The sequence below is a fragment of the Natronococcus sp. CG52 genome (assembly GCF_023913515.1).
GTDB lineage: Archaea > Halobacteriota > Halobacteria > Halobacteriales > Natrialbaceae > Natronococcus > Natronococcus zhouii.
In genome coordinates, this window is record NZ_CP099391.1 from 2,910,293 (window position 1) to 2,930,517 (window position 20,225).

Below are 20,225 nucleotides of genomic sequence, written 5' to 3' on the forward strand. Positions count from 1 at the left end.
GCACTCGAGGACTACGGAGCGCAATCCGGGTTTCGAACGCTCGAGCGGTTTCGTCCCGTGCGCGTCCCGAAAGTGTCGGAAGTACATGACAAGGCTTATTCTTGGCTTGGGTCTGGTGCAAGCTAATGAGTACTGACACTGAACACGTCGAGGAGGGGACCGAATCGTCCCTCCTCGAGACGTGGCGGAGCTGGTATCACCTCCCCGTCGTCGGGGTCGTGATGCTGTTTATGGTCTGGGTGCGCACCCAGTCGTACGAGAAGTTCGTCACCGACGACGGAACGCCCGCCCTGGCGGGCGTCGACTCGTGGTACCACTGGCGGACGATCCAGTGGACCGCGGAGAACTACCCGCGGACGATGCCGTACGAGGTCTGGACCGGTTTTCCGACGGGTAACTACGTCGGCCAGTTCGGCACGCTGTTCGATCAACTCATCGTCACCGCCGCGATGATCGTCGGCCTCGGCGATCCGTCGACCGAGACGCTGTACACGGTCTCGCTGCTCGCTATTCCGGTCATGGCCGCGCTCGTCGCGATCCCCGTCTTCTACGCGGGCCGCCGACTCGGGGGCACGATCGGCGGTATCGTCTCCGTGATCGTTCTCGCGCTCGCGCCCGGCCAGTTCCTCGCTCGCTCGACGGTCGGGCAACTCGATCACCACGTCGGCGAAGTCCTGTTCATGGCGATCGCGGTGGTCGCGATGATGGCCGCACTCCGCGCGGCCGAACGCGAGAAGCCGATCTACGAACTGATCGTCGACAGGGATTGGGACACCCTTCGGGCCCCGACGCTCTACAGCGGCCTGGCCGGCCTCGCACTCGCGCTGTACGTCTGGGTGTGGCCGTCGGCGATCCTGTTGATCGGGGTATTCGGCGTCTTCTTCGTCGTTCAACTCCCTCTCGATTACCTGCGCGGCGTCTCGCCGGACCACGTCGCCTTCGCGGGCGCGGTGAGTCTCGGCGTCGCGGCGATCGTAACGACGCTGCTGATCGAACGACCGGGTACCGGCGTCACGAGCTTCAGTTACCTCCAGCCGCTCACCGCGCTGCTCGTCGCCGCCGGCTGCGTCTTCATGGCGTGGCTCGCACGGGAGTGGGACGATCGGAACCTCGATCGCCGTTACTATCCGGCGACGATCGTCGGCCTCATCGTCGCGACGTTCGCCGTAATGTGGCTCGTCCTCCCGGACTTCTACGGCACGCTCGTCGGGAACCTCACGAGCCGCCTGCTCCCGCTCGATCCGGGTACCGGAACGCTTACCATTCAGGAAGCACAGCCGCCGTCGGACTTCACGGAGCACGTTTTCGAGGAGTACGGCACCGCCTTCTACACGATGCTCGTCGGCCTCGCCTTCCTCGTCGCCCGCCCGTTCCTCGGTCGGGAGTTCCGCGCCGAGTACACGCTGATCCTCGTCTGGTCGCTGTTCCTGATCAGCATGGCCGCGACGCAGATCCGCTTCGCGTACTACCTCGTGCTCGCGGTCGCCGTCGTCAACGCCGTCTTCGTCGCGGACGTCGTACGACTGTTCGATCTCGACCTGCAGCGCGGCGCCCGGTCGCTTCGGGAGATCGAGACCTACCAGATCATGGTCCTGCTCGTGGTCGTGTTGCTCCTGTTCGCTCCGCTGCTTCCGGTCGTCAACGCCGACGGAAACGCAATCGATCGCGGCGAAGTGGCATCCCCACACTCCGACGCCCAGGTCTGGGAGGGGTCGACGCACTGGCTCGAGTCCAACACCCCCGATCCCGGCGCCTACGGCGGCGCTGACAACGCCGACGAACTCGAGTACTACGGCACCTACGACCGCCCCGAAGACGGGGATCACGAGTACCCCGAGGGAGCCTACGGCGTGATGTCCTGGTGGGACTACGGCCACCTGATCACGACCCAGGGCGAACGCATCCCGCACTCGAACCCGTTCCAGCAGAACGCGCGCACCTCCTCGGCGTTCTTCACGGCCGAGTCCGAGGAGCAGTCGGAGCTCATTCTCGAGGCGATCGCCGCCGGCGAGGATCCGCTCGACGACGAGAACGACGTCCGCTCGAGCGAGGAACTCGAGGCCGTGGTCGACGAGGACGCCCACGAGCAGATGCGGTACGTGATGATCGACGACCAGATGGCCGGCGGGAAGTTCAGTGCGATAACCGCCTGGTCCGGCCCGGGCTACCGCCACTACACCACGCCGGCGGATTACGAGCCGAACGAGCAGATCGAGCGCGACGAGATCGAGGAGCGCTTCGGCGACGTGCCGTACCACGACACCACGCTCTCCCGGCTCTACTTCGACGACGCGAGCGGGATGGAGCACTACCGGCTCGTCCACGAGAACGACGACCGAACGGTTCAGTACATCAGCTACGCCCTCGTCGATCCGGAAACCGACCGGGTGATCCAGGGCGAGAACGGGCAGCCACAGGTCGCGATCAACCAGATGGTCGACCAGCGGACTCAGGTACAACTCGCCCGACTCCAACAGAACTCGAACGTCGACGTCGAAGAGTTCGACGTGCGTCAGGGTTCCGCCATCAAGACCTACGAACGCGTCGAGGGCGCGACCATCACCGGAACCGTCGACGAACCCGTCGGCGACGATGCGACGGTGATCGCCGACGTCGAACTCGATCCCGGCACCGAACGCGGCACGTTCAATTACACCCAGGAAGCCGAACTCGAGGCGGACGGCTCCTTCGAACTGACCGTTCCGTACGCGACCGACGACGAACTCGGCGTCGAGGACGGCTACACGAACAGCAGCGTCGAAGCGGTCAGCGACTACACCGTGACCGTCGTCGGCGACGAGACGTACCAGGGAGAAACCGAGGTGCCCGAAACCGCCGTCGTCGACGGCGACACCGTCGAGGTCGAGGGCCTCGAGGAGACCGAACTCGAGGAGCCGGTCGGTGAAGATGCCGACGACGGTGAGGAGGGCGCTGATGATGAGGACGCCGACTCTAACGACGGTGAGGACGCTGCCGACGAAGACGCTGCCGACGACGGTAACGAGACGACCGGCGACGAGAACGCGACCGATGATGCCAGCGGTTCGCTCGCTCCGGTCGCCGCTCAGGTGCAATAGCGCCTGACGCGTCGCCCCGAGTCGAACTCTCTTCTCGACGTTCTTCTCCGATCGTCTACGGACAATTCTTCCACGTCCGACGCGTCGCTACCGTTTCAGCGTACTCGAGCGCCGTTCTTCCGATCTCGGTTCCGCCTTCCGATCTCGAGCGTTCACGTGCGTCTACTCGGCCGTTCGTCCGAAACGAGTTCGTCCGTTCAAAATACGTGCGACACCGACCGTCGTTCACGACGGTCCGCGATCTACCGGACCGCTCACGACGTCACGTTCCCGTTCGGGCCGTTCTCGACCGGGCCGAGTGCCCGAAACGCGATCGTCGGGAACCGGGCGACGACCGTGCTGGGGCGGCGGCCGCTCCCGCTGACGGACAGCGGGACGCGTTCGATGACACCGCGATCCGCGAGTTCGTACAGAAAGCGTTTGACCGTTCCGGCGGTCAGCGACGATCGGTCTGCGATCTCCGCCGCGACGTCGCGAATGGGACGGTCGGCGGAATCGACGGCGATGAGGTCGCGGAGGACCTGTTGGCGCGTCTCGGAGAGTGCCAGCACCCGATCGACGTGGACGCCGTTCTCGGGAACGTCCGCCGTCGCCGCCTCGAGGTGGGTCCGTTCGATTCGATCCGCGCCGTCCTCGCCGGCGAGGACCACCGCGCCGAACAGCGCGGCGAGCGCGTCGTGTGCGTTGCCGTCGGCCCAGATCGCGACCTCGCGGACGGTTTCGTGGTCGAGGGCCCCTGGAGAGAGCCCGGTCGACGTCCGGTCGGTGACGACGTCGACGAGTTCGTGATGGCGGTAAGACGGGACCGTCACCGTCGGTCCGTCCCAGCCGTCGGGTTCGGTCTGCCCGACGGCGATCGTCGAGACGTTTTCGGCCGACGGTTCGACGAGTTCGCGAACGCGCTCGTAAGAGAGCGTCTCGGGTTCGTCGTAGTGATCGACAGCGATGACTGCACGCCGGTCCGGTCGCTCGAGCCGCGAGCAGAGTCGCTCGCGGAGATCGTCGGTTCCCACGCCGCTCTCGGGAACCGACTCCGCGGAGATCCGCGAGAGGACGGTCCGGTAGAACGCGAAGGCGCTCTCGACGCGACGCGCGTCGACGTAGACGAACCACGTCACCGGGCCGGTGCTGCCGGCCCGCGTCGTCGTCCCCATCGTGCGAGTGGTCTCGCCGAGTCGATCGTTCAGCGCCGCGAACAGCGACGTGACGATCGCTGAGGTTCCGGCACCCGCGGGACCGACGACCGCGACGGGCTCCGGAAGCGTGCCGTCGAACACCGCCTCGAGTGCGTCGAGCAGCTGCTCGAGCACGGGACCTCGACCCACCGGTTCCGACCGGTGAACCACCGGACTGAGGTGTTCACGGTTGACGACGATCCCGTTGTCGCGGCGCGCGGATCGTCGTCGAGCGATGCGTTCCTGGAGGTCCATTACGTCTCCTCCAGCTCCGTCCCCACGAGCGCGGCCTCGAGAACCTGCAGCGTGTGCTGGATCTCGTAGCCGGTTCCGTGCTCCATCTGCATCGAGCAGGTCGGACACTCCGTCAGCCCGGTCGTGGCCTCCGCGTCCTCCATGTGCTCGAACATTTCCTCACCGATCTTCATGGAGGTTTCGTAGTTCTCTTCCTTCCAGCCGTAGGTGCCGGAGATTCCGGAACAGGAGTCGCCGACGTCCTCGGCCTCGACGCCGTCGATCGCGCTCATCACTTCGATCGTCTGTCCGTCCAGCCCCTGATTTCGCGAGTGGCACGGGGCGTGGTAGGCGAAGCTGGCGTCGTCGACCCGGGTCCCCTCGAGTTCGCCCTCGAGGTCCTCGTGGACCCGGAGGTACTCGACGGCTTCCCAGGTGTTCTCGGCGACGCTCTCGGTGCCCTCGAAGTCGAACAGCTCCGGGTACTCCTGGCGGAGCGACATCGAACAGGAGGTACAGGAGGCGATGACGTCGGCGCCGTCTTCGATCGCCGCGGAGAGTTCGCGAACGTTCGTCTCGGCGGCCCGTCGGGCGTCGTCGAGCATTCCGTTGGCGAACATCGGCGTCCCGGAACAGGCCTGTTCGGGAATCATGACCTCGTAGCCGAAGCGCTCGAAGACGCGCACGAGCGCCTTCCCGACCTCAGTCGTGTTGTAATTCGAGTAGCAGCCGTGGAAGTAGGCGATGCGCTTCTCCTCGCTCTGGACCTCGGCGCCGCGCTCCGCTCGCGCTTCCTGCGCTCGCTCCCTCGAGGTGGCGTTGCCACCTCGCTTTGCCCACCATTCACGAAAGGTCGTCTTCGCGAACTCGGGGAACTCTCGCTCGCTGGTGATGCCGAGGACCTTCTCGCCCATCCACTGCGTGACGGAGAGGCCCATCACGAAGTTCGCCGTCCGCGGGAACGCCGACGCCAGCGGGGCGAGCTGGCGGTAGTTCGAGAGCATCCGGTTGCGCCAGTACTCGCGGGAGAACTTGCTCATGTTCTCCTCGACGTACTCGGCTCGCGCCGTATTGTGCATCTGCGACAGGGGTACTTCGGAGGGACAGGCGCTGTCACAGCGCATGCAGTTCGAACACTTCATCACCGAGTCGTCGATGTCGTGGTCGTCCTGACGCTTGAGCCGCCACTGCTCGGGTCCCTGGAACTTCGGGCCGGGGAACTCGTCGTCGACCTCGGCGACCGGACAGTTCGTGTCGCAGGTCGAGCACTTGTAACAGTTATCGGCGCCCGGTCGGAGGTCCATCTTCTCGGCCTCGGGGAACACCTGGATCGGTTCGAACTCGTCGTCTCCTGGAACGTGGTCGTCGGTTGGTTGTTCTGCGTCGCTCATCGAATCACCGTGGTCGATCGCTCGCTCGAGTCAATTGCAGTCACTGTTAGGGTTGCGTTCATCTGCTCGCCTCGGTTCCGGCCCGCCCGCCCGCGACGTAGCCCGTCGCGAGCGAGACGCCGGCGCCGGATTTCTCCGCCGCGTAGTCGTAGCCGCCGAGCACCCCACCCGCGGCGCGCAGGTTCGAGAACTCGGGTTCGTCGTCCTCGTCGAGCGGCCGCAGTTCGCGGTCCGGAACGAGTCCGAACCGGGCGTAGGGCTGCTCGCCGAAGACGTCCTCGACGAACCAGTCGTAGCGCTCCGCGGCGTGGGGGACGTGACAGTCGAAGACGGGTTCGAACACTCGATCTCGCTCGCTCCGGACGCCCTTTCCGACGAGCCCGCCGGTCGCGAGCACGTACTGTTCGGCCCGGTACGGAACCTCCTGCCCGTGACGGTCGACGACGACGTGATCGATCGCGCCGTCGCCGTCGCTCTCGTAGTCGATCACGGGAACGCCCGACGTGACTCGCACGCCTGCGTCACTGAGCGCGTCGTACAGCAGGTCCTCGAGGCGCATTCCGGGTAGACTCGGCGGTCCCATCGGGACCTCGAAGACGTCGACGCCCAGCGCGTCCTCGAGGTCGGCCCGGACCTCGTCGGAGTGTTCGTCGCCCAGAATCGCCGGGAAGCCGACCCGCGACTCGTCTTCGAGGTTGGCGTCGACGGTCGCCGCGAGCGCCTCGCGAGCGGACGTCTCGCCCGCTCCCGCCTGGACGGTCTCCTCGTGGTCGAGCAGGTGGGCGTAGCGGTTGATCTTCGCGTCGTCGCGAACGATTCCGGGGAACGCGACGGTGACGCCGCGAGCCTCGAACGGCGCGCCCGCCGCCTCGAGGTGAGACGCCGCCAGCGGCGCGTCGAAGTCGGTCAGCGTCTCGAACCCGACGAGCAGCGTGTCCTTCGGGACGGTCGCCAGGCCGGCGGCCGTCGAGACGGGGTAGCGCGCGGTCGGCTTGACGGTGCCGCCGTGGGTCGGAACGAGCGCGTTCGACGCCGTGTGGCCTCCCGCGTAGGCGTCACCGGCGATCTCGTCGAAGAACGAGAGCGCGTCGCGCACCGCCTCGGTGCCGACGCGCTCGTAGGGATGGCCCTCGGGGAGAGCCGAGAGCGCCTCGAACGGATCGACGATCGGTCCGTCTCCCCCGGGCGTGTAGCCGAGGATATCGATCAGGCCGCTCGCGTGCCGGAGGGTGCTCTGCTTGTACGTGACCAGTCGGACCTGGACGCCTTCCTCCACCGCGGTGAGCGCGGCGGTCGCACCGGCCAGCCCGCCGCCGATGACGAGGACGTCGTCCTCGATCGCCATCTCACCGCACCCCCGTGTCGAACGCGCCGTAGTCGACGGGCTCCGCGGCGCTCGCGGGGTCGTTGTCGCGGTTCATCGTCGTCGCGTGCAGCGCGTAGTTGAGCATCGCCTGGGAGAGCTGTTCGCCCCAGAGGGCGTGGCGTTCGCCCTTCCAGCGCTCCTGGAACAGTTCGTCCAGCGCTTCCCGGGTCGTCTCCTCGTCGTACTCGGGGTGGAGTTCGCTGGCCATATTCTGACAGCAAAAGCCGCCCTGACAGTTGCCCATCGAGGCCCGCGTCCGGATGCGGACCGCGTTCAGGTCGGATCCCGACTGGGAGATCGCGTCGCAGACCTCCGCCCGCGTGACGCCCTCGCACTGACAGATGACCGGATTGGCCTCGTCCGTCTCGAGCACCTCGGGGGAGCGACTGCCGAGTCGCTGCTTGCTCCGGCGGGCAATCGGCGAGCGAAGCCCGAAGTCGTCCATCCCCTCCTCGAGCACCTCGAGGTTCTCGCTGCCCGGGAGCGATTCCTCCGCGGTGGCACACGAGGCGGTGACGCCGAGCTGTTCGCAGACGTGATCGGAGATCTGCTCGGCCATCGCTCGGTAGGTGGTGAACTTGCCGCCGACGATACTCGACATGCCGGCGACGTCGTCGCGCTCCTCGTGGTCGAGCAGGAAGAAGTCGCGCGTGATGTCCGTCGGATCCTTCGTGCCGCGTCCCGGGGGCTCGTACAGCGGTCGGACGCCCCAGAACGAGCGGATCGTCCGGGCCTTCTCGAGGATCGGAACGAGTTCCGAGAGCGTGTCGATCATCATGTCGACCTCCCACCCCTCCTCGGGGTAGTCGTCCGGATCCTCGACCTCTTCGTCGGTCGTGCCGAGGATGGCGGTCGTCTCGTGAGGGACGACGATATCGGCGTCACCCTTCGGTCGACACCGGTTGACGACGGTGTCGACCTGTCGGACGTTCATAATCGTCATCACGCCCTTGGAGGGGCGGACTTCGACGTCGAGGTCGGCCATCGCACCGATCTGGCCGGCCCACGCGCCCGTCGCGTTGACCACGTAGTCGGCGGTGATCTCCTCGGTCGTCCCCGGCGTCTTGTGCGTCCGCTTGCCGGGCCCGGAGTCGTGTCGAACCTTCACGCCGTAGATATCGTCGCCGTCGCGCAGGAGGTCGACCACCTCGGCGTGGGTCTCGACGCGCGCGCCGTGGCGTTCGGCGTCGATCGCGTTCGCGACGCAGAGTCGGAACGGGTCGATCGCCCCGTCGGGAACCTGAATCGCGCGCTTGACGTCCTTCGCGAGGTAGGGCTCCACCTCGCGAGCTTCCCTGCCGGAGAGGGCCCGCGCGGGAATCTTACACTCGCGACAGCCCTCGAGTTTCTCCTGGAAGTAGTCGTCGGGATCTTCGGGGCGCTGAACGAACAGCCCGCCGGTCATCTCGACGCAGTGACCGGCGATATCCCGGAGAATCTTGTTTTCTTCGATACACTCGGTCGCACTGGCCTGGTCAGAGACGGCGTACCGTCCGCCGCTGTGCAAGAGGCCGTGCATCCGGCCCGTCGTCCCGTCCGTTAGATTGCCTCGTTCGACGAGGGTGACCTCGAGGCCGCGCATCGCCAGGTCTCTGGCGATGCCACAGCCGGTCGAGCCACCGCCGAGTACGAGGACCTCCGTATCGTGTGCCATCCCTTCGTACGTACCTAGCCGTCCCCCGTCTTTATTTTATCGGCGCTTCCCGAGCGGCCATAACAAACGGATAGAACGCTGGTTAGTGCGGCACGAACGAATATCAGAGAAACAAATACGACCGCCAGGAAAGTGGACGTTTGGCCGCATATAATGTACGTTCCGTAGATTGTCGAATTACCAAGCACGAACCGCGATATCAGATTTTCGATATTTTTGGTAACGTTTATAATGATCGTAGGAAATGTTTATCAGTAGAATGCGATCGTCAGTAAAGACGGCGCATGGGACAATCTGGGGCGACTACCAATGACAGCAAACACGTACGTCGGCGCAGTTGATCAGGGAACGACCGGAACTCGGTTTATGGTCTTCGACCACGGAGGACAGGTCGTCGCGAACGCCTACGAAAAGCACGAACAGTACTACCCGGAACCCGGCTGGGTCGAACACGATCCGATGGAGATCTGGGAGAACACGAAGAGCGTCATCACGACAGCACTCGGAAAGGCGGGGATCAGTCCCGACCAGCTCGAGGCCATCGGCGTCACGAACCAGCGCGAGACGACGCTCCTCTGGGACGCGGAGTCCGGTCGTCCGGTCCACAACGCCATCGTCTGGCAGGACCGACGGACGACGGACCGGGTCGAACAGCTCGAGGAGGACGGGATGGTCGGCACCATCCGCGCGAAGACCGGGCTCGAGGCCGACGCCTACTTCTCGGCGACGAAAGCGGAGTGGCTGCTCGACAACGCCGACCCCATCAAGATGGAGCGGGCCCGCCCCGCGGACATACAGGACCGAGCGGCGGAGGGCGAGGTCCTCTTCGGGACGATCGACACCTGGCTGATCTACAACCTCACGGGGAACCACATCACCGAGGTCACGAACGCCTCGCGCACGATGCTGTACAACATTCACGACCTCGAGTGGGACGACGAACTCCTCGAGGAGTTCTCCATCCCCGAGGCGATGCTGCCCGAGGTCCGCCCCTCGAGCGACGACGAGACCTACGGAACGACCGACCCCGAGGGCTTCCTCGAGGCGGAGGTACCCGTCGCCGGCGCGCTGGGTGACCAGCAGGCGGCGCTGTTCGGCCAGACCTGTTTCGACGCCGGTGAGGCCAAGAACACCTACGGCACGGGCTCGTTCTTCCTGATGAACACCGGCGACGAGGCCGTCGAGAGCGACCACGGGCTGCTGACGACGATCGGCTTCCAGCGCTCGGGCGAACCCGTCCAGTACGCCCTCGAGGGGGCGATCTTCGTCACCGGCGCGGCGATCGAGTGGCTCGAAGACATGTCGCTGATCGACAACCCGGCCCAGACCGCCGAACTCGCCCGCAGCGTGGACTCGACCGACGGCGTCTACGTCGTTCCCGCCTTCACCGGCCTGGGAGCACCCCACTGGGACCAGCGCGCCCGCGGCACCATCGTCGGGATGACCCGCGGCACGCGCAAGGAGCACGTCGTCCGGGCGACGCTCGAGTCGGTCGCCTACCAGACCCGCGACGTCGCGGAGGCGATGGAGGCCGACTCCGGCATCGAGATGGCGGATCTCAAGGTCGACGGCGGCGCGGTCAAGAACAACTACCTCTGTCAGCTCCAGTCCGACATCATCGGCTCGGAGATCGTCCGCCCGAAGGTCGACGAGACGACCGCGCTCGGCTCCGCGTACGCCGCGGGCCTGGCCGTCGGCTACTGGGGCGACATCGAGGGGCTTCGCGACAACTGGCAGATCGACCGCGAGTTCGAACCGGAGATGGACCGCGACGAGGCGGACAAGAAGTACGGCCGCTGGAGCGACGCCGTCGAACGGTCGCTCGACTGGGCGCGGGACGGTGACGGTGAATGATCGACGCATTACTCGACCTCGCTGAGATCATCGCCGCCTTCGGCGGTGGCGCCTTCGGCGCCGCACTCGGGCCGCTACCGGCTTTCATCTTCACCGGGTTCATGGTGATCGCGGGCGAGTCTGCGGTGCTCGTCGACCCCGAGGCCCTTGAGATTACGAACTCGGTCGCCTTCGGACCGCCGTTCTCGCCGGCGATCAGCTTCGCCGGCGGCGTGGCGGCGACGGCCTACGCCGCTCGCCAGGGCTACATGGATACCGGCTTCGACTACCACGAGGCGAAGAACATCGCCTTCGCGCTCGGCACGAAGCCCGACGTGCTCGCCGTCGGCGGCGCGTTCGGGATCCTCGGCTACTGGCTGACCGTGCTGTCGGCGGAACTCGGCATGCCGTACGACCCCATCGCGATGGGCGTCGTGCTCTCCGCGTTCGCCCACCGGCTGATCCTCGGCTACAGCATCATCGGGAAGGTCCGGGGGTCGAATATCCTCGACATGAGCCCGTTCGAGCGCGAGGAGACGCGCGTCATCGGCAAACCCGCTACCAACGGCGGCGAGCAAACCGATGGCGGCGAAGCGCAGGCGGCTGCCGCCGCGACCACTCAGAAGGAACGGTTCAAGGTCGAGCCGTGGCTGCCCCACCAGTACAAGTGGGGCCACGTCGCGATGATCGGTCTCGCGGCGGGGATCCTGGGCGCCTACGTCGGGGTCAGGACCGGCAGCGCGTTCCTCGGCTTCGGAATCAGTGCAGCTTCGCTCGTCTTCCTCAACTGCGGGGTCGAGAAGATCCCGGTTACTCACCACATGACCTTACCCGCCGCGACCGCCGCGCTGGCGGTTTACGTTCCCGCCGACGGCGGTGTTGCCGAGGCCGCGCCGGTCGCCTACGATAGCGGCGCGCTCCTCGCGGGCACCGGCGTCGAGGTCGCGTTGATCGTCGGTCTCGTCTTCGGCGTCGTCTCCGCACTCTTCGGCGAACTGTTCCAGCGGATCTTCTACGCGCACGGCGACACGCACGTCGACCCGCCCGCTGCGGCGATCGTGTTCGGGATCTTCCTGGTCGCGGTCATGTACGCCCTCGGCGTCTTCCCGACGACGGTCTACGTGCCGCTGTTCTGATCGGCGCCCGACCGATCCGTTTTGCCGTTTTTCATACCCTCGTCCCAAACCGACGGCTTTAGGCTGCAGGTCACGGATCCGAAGCTATGACGACAGACCCGCCGCTCGTGCTCGACATCGACGGCACGCTCACCCGCCCCGAGGGCTGGGGGATCGATCCGCGCGTCTTCGACCCGATCCGCGACTGGGACGCCCCCGTCGTGATCGCCACCGGGAAGGCCTTCCCCTACCCCGTCGCTCTCTGTCACTTCGTCGGCGTGCCGGAACTCGTCGTCGCCGAGAACGGCGGCGTCGTCTACACCGGCGACGACGTCTTCTTCACCGCCGACCGGGAGGCCGCCCAGGCCGTCGTCGAGGAGTACCGCAGTCGGGGCTACACGCTCGGCTGGGGCGAGGAAGACACCGTCAACCGCTGGCGGGAGACCGAGGTCGCCGTCAACTTAGAGCAACCCGTCGCCCCGCTGCGCGAGATCGCCGCCGAGCACGGCCTCGAGGTCGTCGATACCGGCTACGCCTACCACGTCAAGGACGCTGACCCGAACAAAGGCGACGGCGTCGAGACCATCGCGGAACACGTCGGATTCGATCTCGCCGACGCCGTCGCCGTCGGCGACTCGATCAACGACGTCTCGACGTTCGAGCTCGTCGGCCGAAGCTTCGCCGTCGCGAACGCCGATCGCGCCGCGACTGAGGCCGCCGACGAGGTGCTCGAGGCGGTCCACGCCGACGGAACGCTGTCGGTGCTCGAGCGGGTTCGGGGCTCGTCGTAATTCGACTCGCCACGCGGAACGCTTTTGCGTGTCCCGGCGAACCGCCACGTATGGACGGAACCGCGGTCGCAATCGCGCTCTTCGGTCTCGTCGGAACGGTCGCGATCTTCGCGCTCACCTATCGGGACGCAATCCGACAGGAAATTCCGCGGCCCCGGCTGTGGGCTGCGATCGCGGCGATCCCCTTCACGGTCGGAGTGGGACTGTACCTGTTCGCTCCGGCGCCGATGACGGGCGTGATCATGACCGCCAACACCGGCCTGGTGCTGTACACGTTCGAGCGGGAGATCGCGAACGAGGACGACGAACCGGCCGAGCCGGGACAACTGCCGTACGGACCGGTCGGAGACGGGAGATCCGGCGAATCGACCGACTCGAGCACGAAGTAAGACTCCGCTCGAGTTCGTCGACGGAGTACGACACCACACGGCTTTTGCCCGCGCCGATACAACGCACGCCAACATGAGCGACTCCGCGGATTCCGGGACGGCGAACGCCGACGGCGAGGACGACGCCCCGGCACAGGTCTCGAGCCCGGACTACCACAGCGAGAACCACACCGCGGCCCAGACCTGCGGCTGGACGGCGAACGCCCTGCGCGGCGAGGGGAAGTGCTACAAGTACATCTACTACGGGATCGAGTCCCACCGCTGTATCCAGATGACGCCCGTAGTCAAGTGCAACGAGCGCTGCGTCTTCTGCTGGCGCGACCACAGGGGCCACGCCTACGAACTGGGCGACGTCGAGTGGGACGACCCCGAGGCCGTCGTCGACGCCTCGATCGAGCTCCAGAAGCGGCTCCTTTCGGGATTCGGCGGCAACGAAGAAGTCCCGCGCGAGGTCTTCGATCAGGCGATGGAACCCCGCCACGTCGCCATCTCGCTCGACGGCGAACCGACGCTGTACCCCTACCTGCCGGAACTGATCGAGGCCTTCCGCGACCGCGGCATCACCACCTTCCTCGTCTCGAACGGGACCCGACCCGAGATGCTCCGGAAGTGCGACCCGACCCAGCTCTACGTCAGCGTCGACGCCGCCGAGCGCCACACCTTCGATCAGGTCGTCGGCGCCATGGAGGACGACGCCTGGGAGAAGCTCCTCGAGACGATGGAGGTCCTCGCCGAGAAGGACGAAACCCGCACCGTCCTGCGGACGACGCTCGTCGAAGGCGAGAACATGCACCACCCCGACTGGTACGCCGGCTTCTACCAGCAGGCGGATCCCGACTTCATCGAACTGAAGGCGTACATGCACGTCGGCCACTCCCAGGGCCGACTCGACAGGTCCTCGATGCCCGACCACGAGCGGGTCGTCGAGTTCACCGGGGAGGTCCAGGAGTACATGCCGGAGTTCACCGAACTGAAGGACGTTCCGGCCTCGCGCGTCGCGCTCCTGTCGAAGGAGAAAGACACCTGGGTGCCGAAACTGAAGAAGGGCAGCGAGTTCTGGGAGGACGATCCGCTCGTCGCCGACTATTAGGTCGCCTCGAGGAGCGTTTCGAATTCCGGTGGGTTTTTCCGCGGACTCGCCGATGAACGGACGACGCCGACAACGCTGGTGAATTGCGTAACAGTTCCGTTACGCATGCCACATCCGGTATGCTTTTATCTCGGTGCACCAAACTCACTGCTATGTCAGTGACAGCGGAGTCCACCGTCGGCCACGACGAACTCGCCGTGCTCAAGCTGCTCGCCCTCGAGGGTGGGCTCGAAGGCGACGTCAAGATTTCCTGTTCTCGTCTCGCGGATCGGCTCGACGCGTCGAACCAGACGGCCTCGAGACGTCTCCAGCGACTCGAGAGCGCCGACCTGCTCGAACGCGACACGGTCAGCGACGGCCAGTGGGTCGCGATCACCGACGCCGGCGAGCGGGCGCTCCACACCGAATACGAGGACTACCGTCGCATCTTCGAGACGGACTCGGAGGTCGAACTCGACGGCACCGTCACGAGCGGGATGGGCGAAGGTCGCCACTACATTTCGCTGTCCGGCTACAAACGTCAGTTCGACGACCGACTCGGCTACGAGCCGTTTCCCGGCACGCTGAACGTCGACCTTCGCGAGGACAGCGTCCGCCGGCGCAGCGCCGTCGCCTCGCTCGAGCCGGTGCCGATCGACGGCTGGGAGGACGACGAGCGCACCTACGGACCCGCGGTCTGTCACCCTGCGACGGTCGAAACGGTCGACGGCGAGCGCTACGAGGAGGCGCACATCATCGCCCCCGAGCGCACCCACCACGACGAGGACCAGCTCGAGGTCATCGCCCCCGACAAGCTCCGGGAAGCGCTCGGTCTCGAGGACGGGGATCGCGTCACGGTTTCCGTGGGTGATGGCCGATGACCGGACGTCACGCCAGCGCGAACGCCAACACGGGAACGGGAAGCGGCGCGTCCGCCACCGCGTTCGAGCGCGCGCTCGAGGCACTGTGGGCGGGCGAGCCGGTGCTCGTCCACGACGCGGCCGACCGCGAGGGCGAGACGGACCTCATCTACCACGCCGACGCGGTGACTCCCGAAGCCGTCGCCCGGATGCGCAACGACGCCGGCGGACTGATCTGCCTCGCGCTGAGCCACGAGATCGCGGAGGCGTTCGACCTCCCGTTCTACACCGACGAAGTCGACCACCCCGCCGCGGCCGACCACGAACTCGGCTACGACGAGCGCTCGTCGTTCTCGCTGACGGTCAACCACCGGGACACCTACACGGGTATTACGGACGCCGACCGCTCGAGAACGATCCGGGCTCTCGGCGAGGCCGCCGCGGCGCCCGAGGAGACGGAGTTCGCCGCCGAGTTTCGGGTTCCCGGCCACGTCCACCTGCTGAAAGCTGCACCCGACCTGCTCGCCCAGCGCGAGGGCCACACCGAACTCGGCCTCGCGCTCGCCGGCGCCGCCGACCTCCCGCCCGCCGTCGTCGTCTGCGAGATGTTAGACGACGAAACCGGCGAGGCGCTCACGCCCGTCGACGCCCGCGCGTACGCCCACCGGCACGACTTCGTCTACCTCGAAGGACGGGACGTCCTCGACCGACTCGGGTAAACGCGCGTCTCGCGATCTCGCTTCTCGTCCTCAGTCTCCGTCGGTCCCGAGCGACGTCCGTTCGGCGCCCGGACCGCTCCGGTACACCGCGTAGAGGACGAGAACGGCGATCGTAAAATCGACACCGTGCTCGACGAGATGGTGGATCGTCATCGGTACCAGCCCGAAGACGGTCCCCAGTCCGACCAGCGATCTGGTCATGAGCAGGCCGAGCACGATCGTAATCAGCAGATACCGCGTCGATCGCCGTCTGGAGTACGCGACGGCCCCGATACAGAACAGCACAGTCGTACCCGCGGCTGCCAGGACGATTACGGCGAGGAGGACGGGTGTCAACTGGGGATCCACCCATCCGACGTCGAACGGGTTCGTATGTTGCATCTCCGCGACACTAGCTCTGACGGAGCGTCACCTATGTGCTTCGATCGCGAATTCGGACGGTCCATCCCGTTCCCACCCGATGAGAACGAACGAAAGCCGTTATCAGAACGACTGCGCTATCTCACGATACCGTCCGCTGCTGCCCCTCAATAGATCCACATGACCGACACGAGACGACAGATCAGGACCCACGTCTACGGCAACGCCGGCATCCACTTCAACGAACTCGTCAGAGAGTCGGCGTTCGCGCCGGGGCAGATCCAGTATCACGTCCGCCGGCTGATCGACGACGACGAACTCGTCCGCGGCGAGTTCTACGGCCGAACCCACTACTATCCTCCAGAGTACGACGAGCGAGAGCAGGCCGTGCTGGCGCTGTTCCGGCGCGAAACCGCCCGCGAGATCGTCGTCTACCTGATCGGGCACGAACCGACCGGCCCCGGGGAGATCGCCGACGCGCTCGAGATCGCTCGGAGTACGCTCGAGTACCACCTCGACCGACTGGTCGAGCGGGACGTCGTCGAGAAGGGGTACGACGAGCGAAACCGCGTCACGCTTCGCCTGGCCAGTCCCGAACAGACCGGTGAGTTGCTGTCGACGATCGAACCCTCGGTCCCCGACCGGTTGCTCGACCGGTTCACCCGTCTCGTCGACGGACTGCTCGAGAACGCGTCCGAATCGCGATAACGGGATACGAGCGGCGGTTCGGTCGCTCTCGCGGTTCCTGAATCGGCAGCGAACTGGGCGACATCGAACGGTTTCTCGGGGAGAGTCAGCGCACGGTCGCCGAGGGAAGAATCTTCACCCTGGCGACCCGTTTCGACGTTCGAACCATAATTTCGACGATTGGACCAGAAGTAAGAATATGCGACCGTGAGGAGAGCGGTGTATGAATCGACGCGTCAAGCGACGGCGTTTCGTACAGGTACTGGGTGGCGGTCTCACGGTCGGCGTCGCCGGCTGTACCGGCGACGACGACGATGACGACGAGGGTCACGACGATCACGACCACGACGAAGACGACGAGACCGACGGCGAAAGCGGCGAGGGAAGCGAGGGACTCGCCTACGCCTTCGGCCCGAACACGATCGCGCTCATCGATCCGTCCGAAGGCGAGGTCGTCGACGAGATCACCGACGGCGTCGACGGCTACGAGTACGGCGACGCGGTCGTGACGAACGACGGCACGCAACTGTTCGTCATCGAGGAGACGCTCGGACAGGTGCTCGTGATCGACCTCGAGGCGCGCGAGATCGCCGCCGAAGTCGCGATGGGGCCCGACGGTACCCACATGTACCACCCGAACGACGACGAGATGTGGGCACACTCCGACGCCGAAGGGACGTTCTACGTGATCGACACTGCGGAGCACGAGGTTATCGAGACCGTCGACGCCGGGCTCGAGGGCGAGGGCCACGGCAAACTGCTCTACCACCAGGACTTCGGCGACGTCGGCTACGGGACGAACGTCAACGACCCGACCGCGCACGTCATCGACCTGAACGAGTACGAGCGGACCGACTCTATCGAACTCGGCGAGGAGGGCGGGACCCACTACAAGGTCTACAGTCCGCAGAACGGGCTTGCCTACTTCGAGTACGAGGACGTAACGCCCGTCATCGACGTCGAGAGCGACGAGGTCGTCGACGAACTCGACGTCGCTGGCGGGATGTACCTCACGCCCGACGAGGAACGGCTCGGCATCGTCGCCGACGACGAGATCCACTTCTTCGACGCGACGAGCGACGACACCGAGGAGGTCGGGTCCGTCGCGGTCGAGGGCGGCCCGGACGCCCTCGAGTACTACGAGGGTGAGGACGGCATCTACGGGTTCACGGCGAACACGATGGACTCGGATACGGTGGTCATCGACGTCGACGACCTCGAGGAGGTCGATCGGATCGACGCCGGCGACATCGAACGACCCGAGGACGCCCAGCACCTCCACCGGTCGGGCGTCTCCGGCGACGGCTACTTTTTCACACCCGCGGAAGCCGACGGGACCGTCGCGGTGATCGACATGGCAGAACGAGAACTAATCGAACACGTCCCCGTCGAGGACGGCGTCGATACCGTCCAGTACGTTCCCGAATCGGTATGAGCCCGGATGGATCGCTCGAGCGCGAGTGCGGCGGACGCTCGGCGCGATACTGGACGCTCGTCGTCCTCGCCGTCGGGCTGCTCGTCCTCGCGAGCGTCGCGACGCCGGTCGCGGCCCACGCCTACCTGAGCGATTCCGATCCGGCAAACGGCGGACAGCTCGAGACCGTTCCCGACGAGGTGGCCCTTTCTTTCTCCGGCGACGGCGTTCAGGTCGCCGACGTCACCGTGACCGATCCCGCCGGCGAGGACGTCAGCGGTGACGCCGAAATCGACCCCGACGATTCCCAGACCGTTCGCGTCCCGCTCGAGGACGCGGCCGACGGCGAGGACGCCGACGGAATGTACACCGTCGAGTGGGAGATCCTCGCCGACGACGGCCACGCGGTCACCGGCTCGTTCTTCTTCAGCGTCGGCGACGAGCCGCTCGACCGCGACGCGGTGCTCGAGGCCTACGAGGACGACGAACGCGCCGACGAATCGGTTTCGCCGATCGAAACCGCGTCGAAGGGACTGTTGCTGATCGCGCTCGTCGGACTGCTCGGGGTTCCCGCGACCGCCGCGGTCGCCGTCTATCCGGTCGCCGGGCGATTCGAGACCTCGAGCTGGGTAGTCGACCGGCGACTCGTCCGACTGCTCGCCGGCCTCGGTGCGCTCCTGTTCGCAGCGACGCTCGCGCTCGGCCTGGCTCGCGCCGCGTCGCTCGGTCCGTTCTCCGCCGAGACCGTCGCCGAATTCGTCGGGACGCCGCTCGGACGGGCCTGGCTGGTCCAGCTCGCACTCAGCGCCCTTCTCACGGCCGTTCTCGTCGGTTCCGCGTTCGGCTCGCTCCGGCGTCGCGTCTGGCTCGGCGCCGCACCGGTCGGCGCGCTCGGGGTCGGCGCGACCGTCAGCTGGACGAGTCACTCGGCCACTGCGATCGATCGGCTCCAGGGCGCGGCGATCGACTTCGCGCACGTCGCGGGCGCGGGCCTGTGGATCGGCGGGTTGCTCGTCCTCGCGCTCGTGGTCCCGCCGCTGCTCCGCGACTCCGCGCCGGACGACCGTGCGGCGATCGCCGCCGGCACGATCCGGCGGTACTCCCTGCTCGCGCTCGCCGGGGTGACCCTCGCGGGCGCGTCGGGGCTCGTCCTCGCCGCGTGGCACGTTCCCGGACTCGAGTCCCTGACGACGACCTTCTACGGCGTCGCGCTCTCGACGAAGACGCTGCTGGTCCTGCTGGCGCTCGGTCTGGGTGGATTCACCCGGGTCGCCCTCCTCCGATACCTCGAGTCGTCCTCCGAATCTGGCACTCGCGGACTCGTCGATCGGCTGCTCGGCGGGAACGCCGACCCCGAGGTGCGCGAGGACGGCGGACGGGCGGGGAGCTCGATCACCGCGTTCGTCCGTGCCGTCCGGCTCGAGGTCGCCCTGCTCGTCCTCGTTCTCCTCCTCTCCGGGCTTCTAACGTCGGTTCCGACGGCCGCGGTCGTCGGCGGCGACGATGGCCCCGAGATCGCGACGATCGAACGCGAGGGGGACGTTGACGTCGAACTGACCGCCGTCCCGGCGAGCGTCGACGCAGGGGACGGTGACGACGAGAACGGCGACCGACTGCTGCTTCAGGACGGTGAGCCGGTCGTGCTCGAGGTCGCGTTCGCCGACGGCGGCGGCGAGCCGCTGGCGTCCGATCGAACGGTCCGGCTGCTCGCGAATTCGGATGCGGGAGAGACGTTCGAGGTCGACCTCGAGGAGACCGAAGACGGCACGTACGCGACCGTACGGACGCTGCCGACCGACGGCGACTGGGAACTCCGCGTCACCGGCGAACCGGACGGCGAGTTCGTCAGCGAGTGGTTCAACGCGCGCGTCGTTTCCGACGGTGACGGTCACGGTGATCACGACCACGAGCACGATCAGGACGACCGCCCCGCCGAGACGGACACCGGTTCCGCGTTCGCGACCGTACTCCAGTTCGGTGCCGTCGCGGTCGCGGTAGTCGGCTCCGTCGCCGTCGTCCTCGAGGTAGTTCGGTTCCGCGACCGCGAGCGGTGACGAACGCAGTCGGGTCCGCGACTCGCGGCGACCCGAC

General features: G+C 66.5%; 16 protein-coding genes. 11 read left to right on the plus strand and 5 right to left on the minus strand.

What is annotated here, in order from left to right; all coding sequences use genetic code 11:
- The first annotated feature begins 125 nt into the window (after positions 1-125).
- Positions 126-3,077, plus strand: a complete 2,952-nt coding sequence (locus NED97_RS14640; RefSeq protein WP_252487757.1) for an oligosaccharyl transferase, archaeosortase A system-associated — start codon at positions 126-128, stop codon at positions 3,075-3,077.
- A gap of 254 nt (positions 3,078-3,331) precedes the next feature.
- Here NED97_RS14640 and NED97_RS14645 read toward each other — a convergent pair whose 3' ends face one another.
- Genes NED97_RS14645 through glpA form a run of 4 tightly spaced genes read right to left on the minus strand, consistent with a single transcriptional unit; the run spans position 3,332 to position 8,897 of the window.
- Positions 3,332-4,507, minus strand: coding sequence for a Cdc6/Cdc18 family protein (locus NED97_RS14645; RefSeq protein ID WP_252487758.1), 1,176 nt, complete (start codon positions 4,505-4,507; stop codon positions 3,332-3,334).
- Positions 4,507-5,877: an anaerobic glycerol-3-phosphate dehydrogenase subunit C gene (locus NED97_RS14650; protein ID WP_252487759.1), complete on the minus strand. Its 1,371-nt coding sequence runs from the start codon at positions 5,875-5,877 to the stop codon at positions 4,507-4,509. Before NED97_RS14650 ends, NED97_RS14645 begins: the two co-directional genes overlap by 1 nt.
- A 58-nt stretch (positions 5,878-5,935) precedes the next feature.
- Positions 5,936-7,222, minus strand: coding sequence for a glycerol-3-phosphate dehydrogenase subunit GlpB (gene glpB, locus NED97_RS14655; protein ID WP_252487760.1), 1,287 nt, complete (start codon positions 7,220-7,222; stop codon positions 5,936-5,938).
- A gap of 1 nt (position 7,223) precedes the next feature.
- Positions 7,224-8,897 carry an anaerobic glycerol-3-phosphate dehydrogenase subunit GlpA gene (gene glpA, locus NED97_RS14660; protein ID WP_252487761.1) on the minus strand — a complete coding sequence of 558 codons (1,674 nt, stop codon included), beginning with the start codon at positions 8,895-8,897 and terminating at the stop codon, positions 7,224-7,226.
- A 309-nt stretch (positions 8,898-9,206) separates the two neighbouring features.
- Between glpA and glpK the strand changes: the two genes are divergently transcribed.
- The 7 genes from glpK (at position 9,207) to ribB (ending at position 15,673) form a co-directional block, all read left to right on the plus strand.
- Positions 9,207-10,751: a glycerol kinase GlpK gene (gene glpK / locus NED97_RS14665; RefSeq protein WP_252487762.1), complete on the plus strand. Its 1,545-nt coding sequence runs from the start codon at positions 9,207-9,209 to the stop codon at positions 10,749-10,751.
- Entirely contained in the window at positions 10,748-11,866 is a 1,119-nt protein-coding gene (locus NED97_RS14670) for a hypothetical protein (protein ID WP_252487763.1), read from the plus strand. The genes glpK and NED97_RS14670 overlap by 4 nt, the downstream gene beginning before the upstream one ends.
- A gap of 86 nt (positions 11,867-11,952) precedes the next feature.
- Positions 11,953-12,636, plus strand: coding sequence for a phosphoglycolate phosphatase (locus tag NED97_RS14675; protein ID WP_252487764.1), 684 nt, complete (start codon positions 11,953-11,955; stop codon positions 12,634-12,636).
- A 50-nt stretch (positions 12,637-12,686) separates the two neighbouring features.
- Positions 12,687-13,025, plus strand: a complete 339-nt coding sequence (locus NED97_RS14680) for a hypothetical protein (protein ID WP_252487765.1) — start codon at positions 12,687-12,689, stop codon at positions 13,023-13,025.
- Positions 13,026-13,098: 73 nt separating this feature from the next.
- Positions 13,099-14,115 carry a 4-demethylwyosine synthase TYW1 gene (gene twy1, locus NED97_RS14685; RefSeq protein ID WP_252487766.1) on the plus strand — a complete coding sequence of 339 codons (1,017 nt, stop codon included), beginning with the start codon at positions 13,099-13,101 and terminating at the stop codon, positions 14,113-14,115.
- Between the two features lie 152 nt (positions 14,116-14,267).
- Complete coding sequence (locus NED97_RS14690) at positions 14,268-14,975, plus strand: CTP-dependent riboflavin kinase (RefSeq protein ID WP_252487767.1); 708 nt, start codon at positions 14,268-14,270, stop codon at positions 14,973-14,975.
- Entirely contained in the window at positions 14,972-15,673 is a 702-nt protein-coding gene (ribB, locus tag NED97_RS14695) for a 3,4-dihydroxy-2-butanone-4-phosphate synthase (RefSeq protein WP_252487768.1), read from the plus strand. Before NED97_RS14690 ends, ribB begins: the two co-directional genes overlap by 4 nt.
- A gap of 30 nt (positions 15,674-15,703) precedes the next feature.
- On the opposite strand, the gene NED97_RS14700 is transcribed toward ribB, so the two are convergent.
- Positions 15,704-16,054: a DUF7471 family protein gene (locus NED97_RS14700; protein WP_252487769.1), complete on the minus strand. Its 351-nt coding sequence runs from the start codon at positions 16,052-16,054 to the stop codon at positions 15,704-15,706.
- Positions 16,055-16,213: 159 nt separating this feature from the next.
- Here NED97_RS14700 and NED97_RS14705 point away from each other — a divergent pair, with 159 nt between their 5' ends.
- From NED97_RS14705 to NED97_RS14715, 3 genes are all read left to right on the plus strand, one after another.
- Entirely contained in the window at positions 16,214-16,741 is a 528-nt protein-coding gene (locus NED97_RS14705; RefSeq protein WP_252487770.1) for a winged helix-turn-helix transcriptional regulator, read from the plus strand.
- Between the two features lie 202 nt (positions 16,742-16,943).
- Complete coding sequence (locus NED97_RS14710; protein WP_252487771.1) at positions 16,944-18,155, plus strand: beta-propeller fold lactonase family protein; 1,212 nt, start codon at positions 16,944-16,946, stop codon at positions 18,153-18,155.
- A complete protein-coding gene (locus NED97_RS14715; protein ID WP_252487772.1) occupies positions 18,152-20,188 on the plus strand; it encodes a copper resistance CopC/CopD family protein in 2,037 nt (678 codons plus the stop codon). Before NED97_RS14710 ends, NED97_RS14715 begins: the two co-directional genes overlap by 4 nt.
- Positions 20,189-20,225 lie beyond the last annotated feature (37 nt).